Annotated in this window: 8 protein-coding genes, 1 pseudogene and 1 CRISPR repeat array (1 of these 10 only partly in view); of the genes and pseudogenes, 1 reads left to right on the top strand and 8 read right to left on the bottom strand. The window is 40.9% G+C overall.

What is annotated here, in order from left to right:
• A CRISPR array of direct repeats spans nt 1–1,402; the repeat unit is 37 nt; unit sequence GTTTCCATTAATTCGTCTCCACATTGTTAGTGGAGAC; it begins 887 nt to the left of the window's first position.
• Between the two features lie 254 nt (nt 1,403–1,656).
• From AABK37_RS25700 to AABK37_RS25735, 8 genes are all read right to left on the bottom strand, one after another.
• Complete coding sequence (locus tag AABK37_RS25700; protein WP_432554358.1) at nt 1,657–3,441, bottom strand: hypothetical protein; 1,785 nt, start codon at nt 3,439–3,441, stop codon at nt 1,657–1,659.
• Complete coding sequence (locus AABK37_RS25705) at nt 3,407–5,317, bottom strand: RAMP superfamily CRISPR-associated protein (protein WP_432554351.1); 1,911 nt, start codon at nt 5,315–5,317, stop codon at nt 3,407–3,409. Before AABK37_RS25705 ends, AABK37_RS25700 begins: the two co-directional genes overlap by 35 nt.
• The gene (locus AABK37_RS25710) at nt 5,314–5,709 is read right to left on the bottom strand and encodes a hypothetical protein (RefSeq protein WP_432554352.1); all 396 of its coding nucleotides are present in this window, start codon (nt 5,707–5,709) and stop codon (nt 5,314–5,316) included. Before AABK37_RS25710 ends, AABK37_RS25705 begins: the two co-directional genes overlap by 4 nt.
• Complete coding sequence (cmr4, locus tag AABK37_RS25715) at nt 5,709–6,578, bottom strand: type III-B CRISPR module RAMP protein Cmr4 (protein ID WP_432554353.1); 870 nt, start codon at nt 6,576–6,578, stop codon at nt 5,709–5,711. The genes AABK37_RS25710 and cmr4 overlap by 1 nt, the downstream gene beginning before the upstream one ends.
• Nucleotides 6,578–7,681, bottom strand: a complete 1,104-nt coding sequence (locus AABK37_RS25720) for a type III-B CRISPR module-associated Cmr3 family protein (RefSeq protein ID WP_432554354.1) — start codon at nt 7,679–7,681, stop codon at nt 6,578–6,580. Before AABK37_RS25720 ends, cmr4 begins: the two co-directional genes overlap by 1 nt.
• An 81-nt stretch (nt 7,682–7,762) precedes the next feature.
• The gene (gene cas10, locus AABK37_RS25725) at nt 7,763–10,759 is read right to left on the bottom strand and encodes a type III-B CRISPR-associated protein Cas10/Cmr2 (RefSeq protein WP_432554355.1); all 2,997 of its coding nucleotides are present in this window, start codon (nt 10,757–10,759) and stop codon (nt 7,763–7,765) included.
• Between the two features lie 1,037 nt (nt 10,760–11,796).
• On the bottom strand, nt 11,797–14,709 hold the full coding sequence (locus AABK37_RS25730) for an NHLP bacteriocin export ABC transporter permease/ATPase subunit (protein ID WP_432554356.1): 2,913 nt from the start codon (nt 14,707–14,709) through the stop codon (nt 11,797–11,799).
• 150 nt (nt 14,710–14,859) lie between these two features.
• A complete protein-coding gene (locus AABK37_RS25735; protein WP_432554357.1) occupies nt 14,860–17,925 on the bottom strand; it encodes a filamentous hemagglutinin N-terminal domain-containing protein in 3,066 nt (1,021 codons plus the stop codon).
• Between the two features lie 422 nt (nt 17,926–18,347).
• On the opposite strand from AABK37_RS25735, the pseudogene AABK37_RS25740 reads away from it, so the two are divergent.
• A pseudogene (locus AABK37_RS25740) lies at nt 18,348–19,327 on the top strand (Rpn family recombination-promoting nuclease/putative transposase).
• Nucleotides 19,328–19,538: the final 211 nt, after the last annotated feature.

The following is a 19,538-nucleotide window of genomic DNA, read 5'->3' on the forward strand; positions in this document are numbered from 1 at the left end:
TTCGTCTCCACATTGTTAGTGGAGACAACTCGATATTTATCCATCGTCAGCTATTGAAGGCGGTTTCCATTAATTCGTCTCCACATTGTTAGTGGAGACTATAGGAGCGGGGACAGCTTGTGGAAAGACTTTAATACAAGTTTCCATTAATTCGTCTCCACATTGTTAGTGGAGACTATCTTATATTCAAAGATATGGGTGGGAAATTTGGTGTTTCCATTAATTCGTCTCCACATTGTTAGTGGAGACCAATCAGCAAAGTCTGATGCTGCTAAAAAAAAGTGCGTTTCCATTAATTCGTCTCCACATTGTTAGTGGAGACTTAAAGCTTCAATTCCTCCTAAATTTTCTGTTTGTTTCCATTAATTCGTCTCCACATTGTTAGTGGAGACATAATCCAAATTTGTGCCATCACTAGTTATAGTGATGTTTCCATTAATTCGTCTCCACATTGTTAGTGGAGACTCTAATCAAGAAACGATTGATGAAAATATGTTGTTTCCATTAATTCGTCTCCACATTGTTAGTGGAGACGTTGCAGGCGGCGTTTCCGTCTGCGTTAATCTTGAAACGTTTCCATTAATTCGTCTCCACATTGTTAGTGGAGACCAGACCATCCCCTGAACACAAGGATAATCATGAAGTTTCCATTAATTCGTCTCCACATTGTTAGTGGAGACGAGTAAACTCAGGTGGGTGAACAAAGCTGGGTGGTTGTTTCCATTAATTCGTCTCCACATTGTTAGTGGAGACATCAGCAAGCAATCTTTAACCACATTCAAAATAGCGTTTCCATTAATTCGTCTCCACATTGTTAGTGGAGACATTTAAGTAGGGGCAGTGAATATAAATATCTTCATGTTTCCATTAATTCGTCTCCACATTGTTAGTGGAGACATAATTTCAGGTTGTATATTTTGCTCTTGTTTCAAACCGTTTCCATTAATTCGTCTCCACATTGTTAGTGGAGACATTGTTTTCCGGCTGGTACTCAGATATTAATGTCAGTTTCCATTAATTCGTCTCCACATTGTTAGTGGAGACAGTTTTTCTTAGCTAAATCTAATACTGAGCAAGGTGTTTCCATTAATTCGTCTCCACATTGTTAGTGGAGACGGTAGATCCGATAGTCCTATAGCATTAGTGTTTCGTTTCCATTAATTCGTCTCCACATTGTTAGTGGAGACTGCTGGATGGAGTAGTTTCATATCGATACTAACAGTTTCCATTAATTCGTCTCCACATTGTTAGTGGAGACTGAAAAAACTGGAGGATTCGCTCAAAGAAGTTGAGTTTCCATTAATTCGTCTCCACATTGTTAGTGGAGACTTTGGAACTGTCACCGGTGACACTTGGTAAAGTGGTGTTTCCATTAATTCGTCTCCACATTGTTAGTGGAGACCGCTGGGGTTTGAAAGGCTTGAAAATGGGGGGTTCCAGAAGCCATTTTCGCGAACCAGATCCAAAAGTACTGTTTCAGCCATTACATGTCAAGTTTACCGTTAAACAAAATAACCTCAAACATTGATGTAGTAAGCTTTTCAGCCTTTGCGCGAACCTCCTTTTTGCTCAAAATTACTCAAAGCTAGTTGCAGTCAGCTTTTCAGCCTCAAAAATTGACCTCGCCGTAAAAACAGCTAGAGGTTCGCGGAAGTTTTACATCTCGCTATCTTCGCGCAACTGCTGGAGAACCCATTTTCTAATGTCAGAATATAGATAAAAATCAGCATTGCGACCGACAAACTGTTGTTGACATTCTTCCCGCACCAGTTCTAACTCACTTTTACAAATATCTGCCATGACTTCACGAATTTTACCGGGTTGACAAGCTAATTTAACTTTATAATCTTTTTTCTTATCACCTTCATTCCATAAATCTTGCATCCGTTGTTTAGAAATACCAGTTGAGTAGTGAATTAAATTATTTCTCTGTTCTGCCCAAAAGTCAAGGCTTTGTAAAGATTTGAAAATTAAATCCCAATGTTTGGAATCAATATGACGATGAGGTATTAGCAATTTTTCGATAAAATTCAGTTTGGCAAAGCGGTTATCTAGCTTCACGGGTTGAGAATTAATGTAATAATCCCTCAGTTTAGGATTGTATTGCTTCTGGTCATCGTAAAAGTTTTTCCACAGCATTTCTCCCATTTCTTGACGGACTAACGGTATATCTAAACTCTTATCTTCACGGAAATATTTTTTTCCATCGAGAACTACTATTAAGCGTTCTAGGGTTGCTTCATAAAATGATGACATCCGCGCTAAAAAGTTAGCAATTTGGTTAATGTCCCAGTAAATACGACACTGGGTATATAAATTCAATAACTTTTCATCACCTTGACTTGTTATCCAGCCAAGGAAAGTTTTATCTAAGCTTAATTGTGGATTATTTTGTTTGGATGTGCTTTCATAATCTAAATTCATGTGATGAATGCCTATATCCAAACCTTGGATAACTTTTTCTAATTTTATTTGACTGTCACTAACATCATGCTTTTTGGCAACTTTTTCTTTAATTAAGAAATTTAATACTTTGTTCCAATCCTTTAAAATTTGTTGCGAACCATCAAAATCCCAGCGTTCTTCCAACAATAATTTAACAGTTTGATATTTTTGGGTTCTGATATATTGCCAATAAGAAGTTAACTCGCATTCAGACGCTTCTCCAGCCAAAACTTTTTTAATTGAAAGTCTTGGGTCAATAAATAGTTGCTTGGGTAATCCTGATGCGATCGCTTGCATTTTCAGCGCTGTTTGCATCTGGGGTGTACCACCTTTGATGCTAATTAATACTGTATCATCCCGACTAATTTTATTAAAAAAGTGGTAATAATGATTTAAAAGTGGGTCTTGCTTGTTTGCAGCAATATGTTTAGGGATTACTTCTTTTTTCAGCCTGAGATTGGGAATTTCACGTCCAAACCACTTTGATAAAATGTCGAATAAATAAATTGAATCGGATGGATAACCGTCTTTTTCTGTTTCTGGTTGGTCAGTGACAAAAATATATGCTTCTCTGACTTGAAAATTAGGTGACATCGCTGATTTTATTACACCCCAAATACGACCGGGACGGATGCGTTGATGCCATGTTTCTTCATCTTTTTGATAAGCTTCAAGTATTTTCTGAGTTAATTCTCGAAACGAAAATCTACCTTTATCAACATTTACACCTAATTCAGGACAGAGATATTCTGCAATGTAACTTCTGCGTAATTCTTGTTCCCAAACCAATTCTTCATTACCATTCAATCCAGAATCATCAATATTTGGTTCCTTGCGGTCAAATCCGATGGGAATGTAGAAGTCATCAATTTTGATTGCGAGGTCAGATGTACCGATATTTGCAATGAGAATCGCCATAATAAGTAAAAAGGTAAAAGAGAAAGAATGGAAGTAAGACAAATTACCAAACTCGAATATAACCAGCTTGTAAAGCATTGATAAAATTACGACGTTGGGGATTATCACTACCAAAAATAGTTACAGTTTGGTAATGCTGTTTGGAATTGGGAAAATTAGACTTAATCAATACAAACGAAGGAATTCCTAACTTACCACCAACTTGCGGATTTCCTAGATTGTCTCGACTTACTCCCTTAAATTTAGGGTTACTGTAAAGCAATTCCAATCCTTTACCTCTGACTGCGGGAGTGTTACCTTCCTTTTCCCAATCGCGGACATCTTGAGGATGCTTTAAATCTCGATTTGTGATTAAATAAATTTGTGCGTTGGTATTTAAGATATCTTGCGATCGAGGATTATCGGGGTTAATTAATACTGGTGTACCTTGAGGAGGTTGAACAACGAGAAAAGCATCGCTCACTTGCTTGATGAAATCCTTCCAATCTGTTTTATCACCAGGTAAAACAAAATCGCTTAACTGCAAATGACACCCCCGCATTCTCGGATGATTCCAATGCAAAGGTCGTCTTGAACCTCTACCAATTCCGGCTAAATGAGACGAAAGTTGCAATATCTTTTCAATTAGCGTCAGGTGTTCGGCACTTTTTGCTTCGAGTAAGATTTTACCTTTATAGAAATAAGCCAAGTTGCTTTTTTCGTCTTTTTCTAACTCTACCGCAATGCGAAGAGTACCTGATTTACTTTTTGGTTCAATTGTACCAAATAAAGTAGCTTCGAGTTCTTTGCATTCACTGGGAGGATAAATTCCCAGTGCAAAACTTCTAAACCAATAGCGCAACATTCCCCGCAATGCTACGGGACGAAATTCTGCTTGTTGAGTGTCAGCACCATACATTCCCTGCGTCCACAACTGAAAATTATGTGATGACGAATGCGGTAAATTATTGCTGAAATTTGTACGTCCGTATCCACCACTTACCCGCGAACCTATGCCTATATTCAAAGCTTTTTCTAGCCAGCTTCTAACTTTATTAACATCATTTTGCGCGTCATTTCGGTTAGCAATTCGACTGGTAGGAATTAACCCAATTAGCAGTTCAGGTTCTGACATTGATAGTAAAGCGTGCGGTTCTGGGTTATATTTAACTTGATTTTCTTGCCAATGCCATTGCGGATTTGCCATATCCACACTGAGACAAGGTGCAGTTGGGAAAGCATCAAGAATTTGCACACAAGCAATACCACTATCAAGAGTTCCCAATATGCGATTAATTTCTTCTTTAGTATCAAGTTTAAGTTGAATTGCTGCGGCAATAATTGCACCTTTAAGGCTGCTAGAAGGGACATACGGGACACCATACACAGGATGAAATACGGGTAGCAGCAATTCGCGGAACCCCCGCATTCCTCCCACGCGCACCCGCCAAGAAAATTTTACTCTAATGGCATTTTCACCAGCTAATTTTTGCGTTTTTTCTGTGAGATATTTGTAAATAGTGCCGCAAGTCTTGTCTGCTAATTCTGCTGCTTTCAGTACAGGTTGCGCTAATTCATTTCCTTTTTTATCTAATTCAAAATCAGCAAAATTTAAGCTTTGCAACGGACTTTGAGGATTAGTTTGACGCGACATTGATGAAAGTGAATTTACCTGGGGTGTCAAATTTATCACACGTCGCTTTTGCTGTGTTTGCGTTTGTGTTTGTTCTTGAGGAACTTCACCAACATCTACATTGATTCGCTTTTTATGCCAATGAAGAGGCATTTTAGCTTGAATTTTTGGCAGTTTTGCCTTGACTTCCTTCTTTTTTTCATCGGTAGGCAAACGAAGCTTTAACGCATTATTGCTATCTTCGTCTAATCCGCTATCTTTTAGTAACTCATAAAGCGGATTTTTATCTTTTTTGAGTTTATTAAGAAACGCTTGCCATTCTTTTTGAAGACTTGAACTCATGATTCCTCCGCTTCACCCAAAATTGCAGGTGCCCAAAATGACCACTCTTTAGCTAATTCGATTGCTAAACGATTGAGAGATGTGTATTGTTTGAATTCCATTGTGATAAAGCAACCCTCATTATCTACATTGAAATCTTCACCGCTAAACTTTTTGAGTGCAGTCAAAAATTTCTTGTAAACTTTACCTTTATACTTCGTATCTTCAGCTTTGCCATTCAAAAATTTCTTGGCATCTGCACTGAGACGATGCAAACCCCAGGTAGAGATATAAGCAGTTAAACCTTGAACTAATCCGCTGGCTTTGGGATGGTAACTTTTGTCTAGGTTTTTAGCTAAATCAGTTAAAGCCTCGTATGCTTCTTTACTAAATTGACGTGAATCAAGCTTCATTATTTACTTTCCTTTTGTAATTCTACAGTCATTAAATCTGCCCAACCTCTACCCAAACCTTCTAACCCACCAAATTGCAAGCGATCGCTCAACAGCTTTTGTAACGCTGTCCGAATATTCGTAGTTTTTTCTGGTTCTTTAGCTACTTTCATTCCCCACGGAAAAAATAAAACTGTTTCTGGTGGAATTGCTTCTTCCGAACGGAACGAACCACCTTTGACTGTTTTAGAATTTTCCTCCAGCGCAACTCTAACTTCTCGCTGTAAACCTGTTTCTACCAGTGCAATACAATCTTCATCTGTGACAACGATTAACTTTTTAGCAATCTCAGAAATCATTCCCCCGTTAGTAGTTAGAGGTTGAGTTAACTTGGCAATTGCTGAAGCATCGATAACTTCTAAATCGGCTGTTTTTAGCAAAGCATTTTGCAAGTATAACTTCTCTGATTTAAAGCTAATTACTGCTGACTTTGAATCAGATAAAACTTGACGACACTGTTTAATAAATGGTTGTAACGGTTTACCATCAAGCCAACGATTCCAACGTTCTAGCCACAAAGGACAAGTTATCCAGACAAGATGATGGCTTAACGATGCAATTGGGAAAAACAACAACGTTGCATCTGCAAACCAAACTTCACCTTCTGTTGGTTGCTGTCCATCTTTTATCTTTTGTCCAAAAAATATGCCTGCTTCTTGCGGATATTTCGGTTCTAATTCGGCGCGATTTTTACCGCGTATCCCTGAAGCTGGTAAGTAAGGAAATTCTGTATGCACTTCTCGCGCAATTCCCATTAAATTTCCTTCGTTGCTGCTACCACCAGTATGCAATGGTGTTAGTAGATATAAATAAGTTAAACAATTTGTCATTATCTTTCCCCCCAAAGTAATTTTCCGTAGTTTAATTGTCGAAAAGTCATAAACCAACTTGTAGAAGCTGCTGGTAGCAAATAATCAATTGACGCAGGAACAAAGTTAAATAAATAAACTGTCCCTGGTGGAACAAACGCACGCTGGGGAAGTAAAGCAAATTCTTCATCTGCTTCCCGACGTTGAATTTTGGAAACACCACCCCAGATAATCGGGCGATCGCTCACGCAACCAACTAAATTTTCTTGCCAGTTTACAGGGTATACTCCATATATTGCAGGTTCCTTTTCTGCTAAACCGGGTGTGAGTAAATACGCGAAATTGCTTGTAGCTTTTGGCTCGCAATAAGTTGCTAATTCATCCCACTGTGTAAAGTCGCGTAACGGTGAAACTAATACCCGGTGTCCTTCGCCACCCAAGCGTACTACATGCGGTTCAAATAATTCGCAGCTACACCCCGCTACAAGTCGCCACCCAGAATGCAAGCGGATTGCAACTTCGGTAAAGTACCCTGACTCATCGCGGACTTGGCGAGAATCAGATTGCATGTGAATGTGCGGTAATACTTGCACGCTCCACGGGTTATGATGAAATTCTCGGTAATCGAGTTGTTCGCCTTGGAGATATTTACCCAAAGCCGCAGCAGTTATCCATGTTTGCGGTTTGCATATATATTCGTTTTTGTCAATACTTGGTGTCACCATTATTGACAAATCATTATCTTCATCAAAGTTAATATATTTCCATGTTTCATCTTGCCGATTAATTGGTTGCAGGCGATCGCTTCGTTTCCATTTGTCTACTTTCTCGTCCAAATCGTCATCAATATTTTCATCTTCGGAATTTGACTTATCTTTAACAGCTAATAAATCCTTTGGTGTTGGTAGCCATAAAATTTCATTGCTATCAAGTAGAAACGGACCAATAAATTCTAAATTTCGGTCTTTATGTGAATACTCTCCCAAAGCCGATCGCAAAGCTTGAAACACTGTAATTGGCAGCGGTGGAAATTGCGATTTTGCCCAAGAACCTTCACCGGGGGTAAAAGGTTTAGCTTCTCGAAAAAGTAAAACATCTAACGGTTCGATTGCATACCAATACATAATCAAGTTAAAACTAAAATAAATCAGGAATCATCACGATGAAAAAAGTTGTATTTAGTCCATTTTAATGGACTTAAGCTATTAGACAGGGACTTCTAGTACCTGGCTGGTTGAGCGCCAATTTTGACGTTGTACCATTTTACTTGCCCAAAAAGCACTAAATCGCAGAATATTCCCCAAATCATCAGGATGCGTACCCAAGTACTCTTTTTTCTCTAATTTCTCATTCCATTTTTCCCAACTCAAATCTTCCGGTTTTAATTCTTTTACCCATTCTTCCCAAGCATTAAGAAAATTACTAATCTCAGCAAAATTCTCAAGTTTCTTACTTTCATCCCGACGTGACATAATCGTATCTGCGACTTTAGAAAATAATTGATGATTTTCCGTCACGCTGGCACGTAGTGGTAGTTCTTCTGCAAGTCGGAATAATAACGGACTCAATTCTTCGCTGGGAGATTGAATAAATTTGTACCAATCTTCTAACAATTTTCCCTTCATCACTGCTTCTAAAGTATTCCCACCACCATAAATAACGCGGAAACACAAACCATCTTTTTTCGGCAGTTTCTTTGCTCTTTCTTTTTCAGCTTGCCAAATATTTTCTAACACAGTGGGTAGGGGTACACTTTTATAAGCAATCACGATACCCACGCTCATAGTTGCATTTTCACCCATTGTAAATAACGAACGATTTGGTATTCCCTCAATTGGTTTTTTCGGTGTCCAATATCCATCACCTGCTGCAAATTCATCACAAGGGTCTGCTTGACCGCACCAAGCCGCACGCAATGATAGGAGATATTCGGGTAAATCTTCTAACGGTAACACCGCCATTACATCATCGCCACCGCTGTAGACGACTTTGCCACAGAAACGCTTTTCTGTAAGATAAGGTACGAGGCGATTTGAAAAATCTAAAAGTGCGCGGTTGAGTCCGACATGAGTTGCGGGTCCCATGCGTTTTGTGGCTGCGTATAATTCTTGTAAATTCTCAGAATCTAACTGAGTTTTATCAATTGCGGAATCGATGATGTATTCATTATATTTACCCAGCTTTTTACCGGAAACATAATCACCCATTCCGTCACCATCAGCGAGAACTATCACCCACCAATCACTCGGACTACCATCAGCAAAACCACTTTCTTTATGTGCTTGGTCTACTATTTTTCGTAATGTACTAACTTTCTCACCTTGCAAGTTCATGTCATCTGCTAGCCATTTTGCTGAGAACATGACACCGTTTAATTTGTCAGAATTCATGCAAATATCAGTGTTATAAATATTGAATGGACGGCGAGTTAAATGCTCAAATTCTTTGCCGAATTCTGACTGCATTAAAATATTAAGGTTATTCCAATAGTTACGCACAGTCGGCAAGTTATCGAATGTAAACTTGGCAGATGCTATCGAACTTAAATTGGGAAAGCGAATTAATTTTTCGTAATCGATTTCTTCGTTATCACTTATTGAAATTCCTAAAGAAGTTGCAACACCTCCATACACCCATCCCATGCGTTTGGTAAGTTCAATTGCATTGAGTTGTTCGGAACCGTTGAATAAATTCTTATATACCAGCGACATCAACCGCCAAAACAGTCGCATCGAAGCAGAAGTTAATCCCGCACCTTCACGAAATTGCTCTTTGTAGGATAGTTGCGGGTGTACCGCGCTAAGTTGTCCGGAAAGGGTAGAACGCACTCCTGGGGAAGCTGGTAATTGCCAATTGCGGGTATTTTTAACTGCTTGAATTACCCTACCCAAACGCGATTGTGCGTTTCCCCACCAGGTTCCGACATTCAACTCTTTATAAAGATTTTCTTCTGCTGGAAGTGGAGTTTCTTGGAAGCGCGAAGGTGCTACAACTTCTTGTGCTTGCTTCCATTTTTTCAAATCACTATCCGCACTATTGGAAATTACTAATTCTTGTTCGGGATTACCTAATGGTAGCGCTGTCCAGTAACTTTCCCAAGTGTTGTTTATCTGCGCGTTCCAAAGTTGATTCCACTCCCAACAGCCACCTTGCAGCCATTTTTCTAAGTCTCGGCGATCGCACTCAGGGTTTTCGATCAGAAATTCGCTATTTTTTTCAATATTGTTCGATTTTTGCAACCATTTTATTACTCTATTCTTAATATCTTCTCGTACTCCGGCGGCAATATTTTGCCATTCTTTTTGCAGTTGTAGTTTTAACTCTTTTGCTAATGCTTTCGCAGCCACTTCTCCTGGAACTAAGGCGGTAATTATATTCGGAAATCCAGCAGTTGAAAGCGAAGTTGACCCTGATGTTTCAAATAATTTTACTGGGTCTGGTCTGATTAATGTTGACTGAAAATCGTCTTTAATCTTATATTTCACAATCAAAGCGTCAATTATCTCCTGTCCCCACAATGAAGGAGTTATCACCGCATCGCAACCATATTTTTCGGCTATATACCAGCACAGCTTTGCACTCAAATAGTGCAGCAAGTATGAACCTGCCCAAAAATCCAAGAATTTGCGCGATGATTTGATAAACTCCTGCACTGGGGAGAAGGTGAACAGCAGCAGGTAAGGCGTTTGGGGTTTTTCTGACTCCCACTCGTTGGGAAACATTGCACCCACAACTGCGGACACCGTACTTGCATAACTATGCATTGGTGTATCGGGAATCACTCGATGCGCGGGAAACAGCAATGCATCGTGTTGCTTGCTAGCTAGTAGCTCTGGGTAAAACCGCCAAAACCACCAAAATACTTTTTCTACGTCAGTATCTTCAATGACATGTTTGGGAATTGATGCGATGAGATTAATATTAGATGTTGCGTCAATTTCTTTAGGTTGTCCGCTGATGGGATGGCGTATCTCTATTTTATCGCCAGCACTAATCGGATTGATTGGTAAATTTACGCGATCGCTTGAACTGCTAATATCTGCCGCTAGCTCTCCTAATTTGTTTGATTCAATACACCACCACTTCCGTAACGCATCGGTATTAGCTTGTAAACATTTTAGTGTTTTACATATTGTATACGCTTGGTCAACAGAATTAGAACAAAGTAGCAGCGCATAGAGCTTGCGGTGATAAACATTCATGCAGTTGTATATTTAAGGACTTCAATACTTTATAACACCAATTTTGGAGAAGTCCCTCCTTCCCGATGCGAATGACAAAATTTTGGCTAACAAAGGTAAGCATAAATATGTATATTAGTCAAGGGTTATAACAAGCAGGAATTCCCAAAACTATGGATTGCAGATCAAGAAACTTGGGATAATATATTACTTCCTAATGGTGCAACTTGTATACACCTGGTTTTATTTGCACTTGTTGGTTTTTGTTTATTTTTAGGACAGCGATCGCGTGTTAAAAGTAAGACGAAAGAAGTAAGTTGTGTTAAGTTTGATGAGCAATTTATTGTTCATTTGACTTGCTAGTTGAGATGAATCAAGATATTGCAATCGGATTTGATTTTTGCAAAAATCTCAGTTTATGTAGGGTGCGTTAACGAAGTAACGCACCATATTGATCTAATCGACGGTGCGTTGCGCTTCGCTATAACGCACCCTACTCAACTACTAATCGACGGTGCGTTGCGCTTCGCTATAACGCACCCTACTCAACTTCCGAAGAAGTTTAAAGAGAGGGTGTATGGACGCACAGGGACGGAAAAGAATAGTTTCTATTAATTCAACTTCCGAAGAAGTTTAAAGCTGGGAATCGTAGAATCTCAACGCTAGTATTTTCTCCCAGTTTCCATTAATTCAACTTCCGAAGAAGTTTAAAGGGCTGGCTTCTAAAAGCCTTACCTAGAGGTGATCCTACAGCAGATTTTCGGGGCTTGTCAAATTTATCCAAAATAAATACCCTAAATTGAGGATTACCCCTGATAGAAAAAGTCTGAAACCTTTAATTGATCGGCTTGCCGGGGCTGCGAACGCAAGAATCAGGGTTTGGGGCTTTGGACTTCAGCCCCGAAACAAGCAAACAGTTAAGTTTTACTTATCCCAAATCATGGGACGATACACCTCAACCTCACCCATTAAACAAGCAATATATTCACGTACCTGTAACTCAATACAACGCCATTTATGTTTGCTCTTTGCTACAGCTATTGAACTTGAGCAAAGCACTATAACCGCTGCCGCTGGATGAGTTGACTAAATAATCCTTCTTTATGAGCGAGTTGGTCAAAATTACCCTGTTGCACTAAGCGTCCATTTTGCAGAACGTAAATGCGTGAGGCATTACGAATCGTGCTGAGACGGTGTGCCACAACGATGCGGGTAACATTCAGTTTCTCTAAGCTTTCGCTAACTATCGCTTGCGTTTTGTTATCTAAAGCGCTGGTGGCTTCATCAAAAAGCAAAATTCGGGGACGTAAAGCTAGCGATCGCGCAATCAGCAACCTCTGCCGCTGTCCACCAGAAAGATTAGTTCCACCTTCACTGACTACTGTATGCATCCCCATCGGCATTGCTGCGATATCATCCGCTAAACCTGCCATCTTTGCGGCTTCCCAGGCTTCATCCATTGTCAAAACAGCGTTACTAGAAATATTTTCAAAGATAGACGCAGACATCAAACGACTGCCTTGTAAAACAACGCCTAACTGTCGGCGGACTGCATTCACATCTAACCCAGCAAGTTCCTGTCCGTCGTAATGAATGCTGCCAGATTCCGGAGTGTCAAATCCTAACAACAGTCGAAATAACGTGGATTTACCGCTTCCAGAAGGACCGACGAGAGCGATAAATTCTCCTGGTTCTGCCCGTAAGCTAACATCATCAAGGGTAAGCGATCCGTCGTTACGATAGCGAAATACGACATTTTTAATTTCGACTCGTCCAGATAATCGACCAGGGTAACATTTACTACCATCCACTTCCGGGATAGCTTGCAGGATTGGTTGGGCACGTTCCCACAAAGGTAAGACTTCCAATATATCTACAACGGTGCTGCTCAAGCTAGTTGTGCCGCTAATAAACGTACCAAATGCAGCATTGAATGCTAAAAAAGTACCCGTGGAAAAAGTATCATTATTTCCTTGCGATCGCAGCAAAGTTGTCGCACATACAAAAATCACCGCTGGCGTTAATGCTGAGAGGATATTGTTAACCACTACAAGGTTATCTTCGATACTTTGCGAATCTAAAGTCAGGTGCAATTGATGCTGATATTGTCTTCCCCAGTAAGCAAATGCTCTAGCTTCCGCTCCAGCAGTGCGGAATTTTGCTACACCGCCGATAATTTGCACCATCATCCCAAAGAGTTTGCCTTGCAGGTTTAGCAAGGGACGGACTTTGCGTAACGTCAAAATACCAGAAATAATTGTCACGGCAACGTTAATTAAAGCAACAAATGTGGCAATCAATGCTAAAGGAATGCTGTAATAAAATAGCAGTCCTAAATTGAGCAATGAAAAGACGCTGGAAAATAAACTTTTCAAAAGAGTGTTGCTCAGTTTGCCGCGAATTTGACTGATGACGGAAACACGAGCGCTCAAATCACCAATTGAATAAGAACGAAAAAATGATGCTTTCAGATTTAAAAGTCGATCCCAGACGGCAGCTTGGGTGGAAGTGTCGGCAAATGTTTCTAAGCGCATAATTGCAACTCCTTGAGTGAGTTGAAATAAAGTCTGCGCTAGCGTTGTTGCAAATAGTCCCAATGCTAGCTGAAATAAGAGCGCTCGATCTGCGTCTGGTATGGCATGGTCGATAAGGATTGCGATCGCTTGTGGTGTAATCATACCGAGTAAGGTGGTCGCAATCCCAGCTAACAGCAGTGTGAAAAGTTCTTTGGAATGTCCGCGCAATGCGAACCCAAGCAAGTTTAGTGCTTGAAGATTTTCTGGTAAGGGACGATAGAATGTGTAAGCTGTAGGGGATAAAGTCGCCGCAATTTTTGCATTGCATAGATAGCGCGTTTGTTGCAGCGGGTCGATAATTTGGTAACGGGTGTCAGATATTGGTAATATGGCGACTGGACGATTATCTTCTAACGTGTAAGCTAGTAGCGGTCCGCTATCTTGATGCCACCATTTATCTCGCAGGGTGATGCGACGAATGCGGATGCGGGAAGCACGAGCGATCGCTTCTAGAGGATCGCGGAAGCGTCGCAAATCTTCAGAATTGCCAGGTGGATTAATGGTGATGCCCAAAACTCGTGCTACCGCACCAGCAGCAAATAGTAGCGCTTCTTCGCTGTTCAGCGGTTGTTTGACGGGAGAATTCGCTTTTTCGGCATCGAAGATATGAGCAAAGTTATCTAAGGTATTGGCGATCGCTTGATTATTCAGTTGTTCCCGTTGTTTTAAGCGTCCTAATTCTACTTTTATTGCTTTTTGTTCGAGTTGTCCAATTGCTTGTAATACAAAAGTTTGCAGGTAATTTAAACCGTTTAATAAACTGCTAGCATCTAATATATCTGCATTTACAGAGTCAATTTCTAGGATATCCCTCGCCTGCAACCATAAATTCCCTAAAAGCGGAATTCGTACTATATCGGATGTGAGTTCTAATTCATCTAAGCCTAGTAAATTCGCTTGTCCCTGGAAAACTTTTACCCAAACAACTATATCATGTGGCGGTTGAAACACTTCATTACTCGCTAAGACGGCGCATCCTGGGGCTTTTGTGGGAGTGGGTAATGTTGGCGAAGTAATTTCCGATACGGTTGAACTGAGATGATTTACCCAGCGATTGATTTGGTTAATGAAGGATTTTTCTTGTTTAATTGAATTGCAGAACTGATTTTGTGAAAGTTGTAAAAGTTGAGTTTCTTCGAGAGCGATCGCCAAAATTTGCTGCTGTCCATCCGGCGAAGTTAGCATTGCGGAAAACATCGCTTCACCCGCTTTGACGCTAAATAAATAACGTCGTTTGCCTTTGGGAACGCCGTGTTGAACATTGATGGCAAAGAGTGCTAAACTGCCAGATTGGATGAGCCAAATAGTTTCGGGGTTGTCGAGTAACAATGGCTCATTGCTTTTGAAAAAATATGGTTCACCAAATGAGTTTAGGCGATCGCTTGAAGCTAACATGATTAAATCTCCATTTTTAGTAGGGGCGGGGTTTCCCCACTCTTTGCGTATATATTTGTTTAAAAACGAACCGCCAAGGCGCCAAGGACGCCAAGGAGTAAGAGTTCTGTGAGAGTTTTTGCGTCAGTTGTGACAGGGTTCTGTAAATTACTATTTCTGGCTTGGGTTAGCACATGCAGTTGTCGGAGGTGCAGATGGCGTAGCTTGCGGTGCTAGGGCAACAAGGGCAATTTTACCATCGGCAGTTTTCACCCAGCCTTGTGCTTCGATGATTGCTGTGGGGGGAGTAGGTGCTTTTATCGGTGCTTGGGATGTGTTGGAGCGATCGCTTTCTAAGGTTGCCAGGGGTGCAATACTGGTTGTACCATTCAATGGTTGCAGGGAGTTAGGTGGTATGCCGCGTCCGGTGACGATAAACTCACCTAAAGGTTTGGCATTACGACCTCTGCCGCAATCTTGAGCAATTTGGTTGCTGGCATCAACAACTTGATTTGGTAGTTCGATGAGTCCTTCTGTGGGCTGAACTTCTGGTTGGATGATGTCGATTTGTCCTTGCACTCCTAATTCAGAACTTGCGGTAATATCGTTGGTTGCATCTGATGGTTTAGGACGCGCTTCAATACCGAGGATACTTTGAGCGCGGATGTTAATATTACCACCTTTGCCACTGTAAGCGTTTGCGATGATGTCGCTGTTTTCATTGGGTACGGCGACGATGAAGGGTGAATTTATAGTTATGTTACCGCCATCGCCGCCGGATTGATCGGTTCCTGCTGTGGCAGAAATAAGGCTGTTATTTCGCAACAGCAGTAAGTCTCCTATTTGCAGGTTGATATTGCCACCGTTACCTGATGCAGATTCTGCAATGAGTCTGCCTTGATTGTCTAAACTCAGTTTGGGTGAGTTAATTTCTATATCGCCTGCACTACCTGAACTTTCGGAGAGGACAAATAAGCCACTGTTTGCACCGATATTTCCTACGTTACCGCCAAATTTTGCAACTCTGTCATTGAACGTGGTATCAGCACCAGAGATAGTTACTTTGTTAGTAGCATTGACAGCAATTTTACCCGCGTTTCCGCTGCTAGAGGTTGTAGTGATAAGCTGTCCGCCGTTAAGTGCTTCAAAGAAACTGGTATTCATTGTAATGTTACCAGCATTGTCATTATTTCTGGTTTGTGCGTTTAACAAAGCACCATCTGATACACGAAAAAAACTAGTATCTACTCTAATATTGCCGCCTTTACCTGTGGAATTATCGTCGGTAGATGTAAATAAAGCACTAGAGCGTCCGCTTACAGGGGTAGTTCCAGATATACTTACAGAATCAGACGTATTGATTTGAATATTTCCTGAATTTCCCCGACCTCTAGTATCAGTAAGCAGTTGACTTCCATTAGTCAAAGAAAGTGACCCCGCTGTAATCGTAATATCGCCACCATTGCCCACGCCTTCTTCCTCCACACGGCTGACGGCAGCACTGGGTTTATCTCCATCTCCGTTTGTGCCATCAAAAGACACAGCCTCGCGGACAGCTACTGTTAGATTGCCTGCATCTCCTCGTCCTAAAGTACTGGTTTGCAGTTGAGCGCCGTTTGTTACAGAGAGTGACCTACCTGTGATATTGATGTTGCCTCCTCTGCCTTCTGCATCAGCTCCCAAAATGCTGCCTGCAACACTAGCAAATCTTTCATCCTCGCTTCTTCCATCAAAGGAGACTGCTTCACGGGCAGATATGGTCACATCACCTGCATTTCCTTGTCCGAAACTATCAGCACCGAGTTGAGACCCCTTTGTCACAGATAGTGAACCAGTGCTGATGTTTATGTTGCCACCGTTGCCAAAGGCTCCTTGTCGCACCGTGGTGAAGATATCACTTCCTCCATCTAAAGAGACTTTATCGCGAGCAGTAATTATCACACTGCCTGCATTACCCTCTCCAGCAGTGGTACTAGAAAACTGGGAGCCGTTAGTCATAAAAACAGAGCCAGCAGTGATTTTGATATCTCCAGCTTGGCATCCCTTTCCCGTTCCTTGTACGAAGCTAAAAGCAGCACTCTGTCCATCCAAAGAGACAGTCTCACGGGCATCAATATTTATATTGCCTGGATTTCCTTGTCCTCTACTGACGGCAACCACTCGCGTTCCATTAGTGAGAGAGAGTGAACTTGTAGTAATACGAATGTCACCATTATTACCAGTGGCATCGCGGTTTAAAAGATTTATAATTCTAGACTGTTCAACTTTAATATCTCCTGTAGCATTAATCTCAATATCCCCTGCTTTGCTATTAATCGAACCTAGCCCTGAGGCTATCCCCGTTGAAATTGTAGTTCCTGCCAAAACATCGATATTCCTAGCATTGATGGCTATACTACCACCGCCCCCAGCAGTAACATCAATATAAGCCTCATTAGTCAAAGACACATCTGCACGTCCTACCCCATCAGGAAAACTCAAGCTCAGATTATTATCGTTTCTTTGAATTCCAACACTTCCCGCTTCCGCTAAAGAAAACAACTCGACTCGTCCGCCAAAAGCAAATAAGCCACCGCCATCCATGCTGACATTACCACCGACCAGCAGCAAACTTTTACCATCAGGAACGCGCAAACCAAATACATCAACACCCGCAGGGTCTTTTCCTGCTTGTGCAATAGAATTATTTTGAATCGCCGCATTTTGATTAAGTTGATTAAACAGTAACCCCGAAGGATTCACCGTTAACAAAGGCGGTGCTTGAGGATTTGTCGCACTAAAAACTCCCTGATTTCCAAATTGAATTGCGTTCGCTGTCGTCCCCAAAAACGAACCGCGCACATCCAAGCGTGCATTTTGCCCAAACAAAATCCCATTGGGATTAATCAAAAACAAATTCGCCGCACCATCAACACCCAAAGTCCCGAAAATATTCGATGCATTCCCACCTGTCACCCGCGTGAGAATATTTTCTACCCCAACAGGATTGCCAAAATACACACGTTGTCCATCATTAATATTAAATTGTGTGAAGCTATGAAAAAGATTGCTACCCCTTTGAGCGCCACCTTCAATTTTATCTGCATTTACACCGTTAATTAAAGCATTGGGTGTGAGGCGTGAATTTTCTGCTCCAAGGGTATTATCAGGGGTAATTTGAGCGATCGCTGGTGAACTTGGAAGTGCTAAAAAACTGCATAATAAAAACGATGGGAGCAAACTTTGTTTGTTATTCATGGCTATGCAGATGCGCTCTATTAGCTATATATATATCAGTATTTCTGACTAAGCACAACTTATGCAAAAAGTATGAGGTTAGTTAATAGGGTGCGTTATCGTTTCACGTAACGCACTAAAATCAAGCTTTGATGCCGTACTCTCGCAGCTACACAACGGCAATATTGGGGGAGGAAAATCCACACCCCTTTTTGCCTCCCCTACGTATGTTTTCAAAAATAAAATATAAGTTTTATATATATCAGTATTTCTGACTAAGCACAACTTATGCAAAAAGTATGAGGTTAGTATCAGGTTTTATTGATGAGGAAGCAATAAGAGCTATATTTCTGCCAAGCTTATTATGCTAGGGACATAACAACTTTGATATTTCCACCATTTACAGTAACATGAGTTTCTGAATATGAGTGCATCTACTCCCAATGACCAAACCCGCAGATGTCAGCACTAAACGCTTAATTAGCCTTGCACCCGACAACTGGGTAAAATGGGTAACCCAAATTCCAGATATAACAGTTGGGGAAATTCTCAACTCGTAATTTCAATGGATAAGCAGAGAAAGTGATGTTTTAATTCGCGTTGAGAGCCAGCAAGAAGGAGAATTTCTCGTTCTTAACGAACTACAATTACGCTATACTCCAAAAATGCCACGCCAGATGCGTGCATATGCAGGACTAGCGGAAGAAAAGTATGATTTACCGACATACCCTGTACTAATCAACATCCTCAAAGCAGGTAACGCGCAAATCCCGACAACATATGTATCAAACATTGCAGGATTGTCTGCGCGTCAAGACTACCGCGTAATTAATTTGTGGGAAGTTGATGTAAATATCGTCTTTGACCAACCTTTACCCTCCTTGCTTCCGTTTGTACCAATTTAGGACTTACGCAAAAACCCTCTGCAACTCTTATTCCTTCGTGTCCTTCGCGTCTTTGTGGTTCGTTTTTCCGTTACCTGTGCGTAAGTCCTACAATTCTCAAAGGTGGCGAAAATGAGTCAATAATCCGAGAAGCATTGCAAATTTTGCGTACAGACGAACAATTAAACCAACTAGAAACAGTCTTGGCTTTTTTTGCTACTTTTGTACTAGAGAGTGCCTTAATTCAAGAAATCATGAGGTGGGATATGGCTGTGTTGCGGGAGTCACCTTGGTATCAAGAAATTTTACGCGAAGGCGAAGCACGCGGTGAAGCACGCGGGGAAGCACGCGGGGAAGCACGCGGGCGTCGAGAAGAAATATTTTCGGGTATTGAATTAGCATTAGAGATAAAATTTGGCAATTCCGGTTTATAATTAATGCCGATAATCTCTGAAGTTACAGATTTACAACGATTAAAAGCAATTCAGCAGGCTATCAAAACTGTAAATTCTCTTGATGAATTTCGGCAACTTTTGTAGCGCGATTAAGAGGATGTTTGAAAAGCGAATGGAATTCGCGACTACACAGACAAAACCCACCTGCGTGGGTTTAAAACCCTTGACCCAAATAATTCATAATTCATAATTCATAATTCATGCGGACATAAGGAAATTGGGTTTCAATCCTGAGCTAAATTTTTAATGAGCTAAAACAATTGCGTAGTGGGTACAAGCCCCTACTGATTGAAAT

Origin of the sequence: Tolypothrix sp. VBCCA 56010 (assembly GCF_050875635.1) — a bacterium.
Classification (GTDB): domain Bacteria; phylum Cyanobacteriota; class Cyanobacteriia; order Cyanobacteriales; family Nostocaceae; genus Hassallia.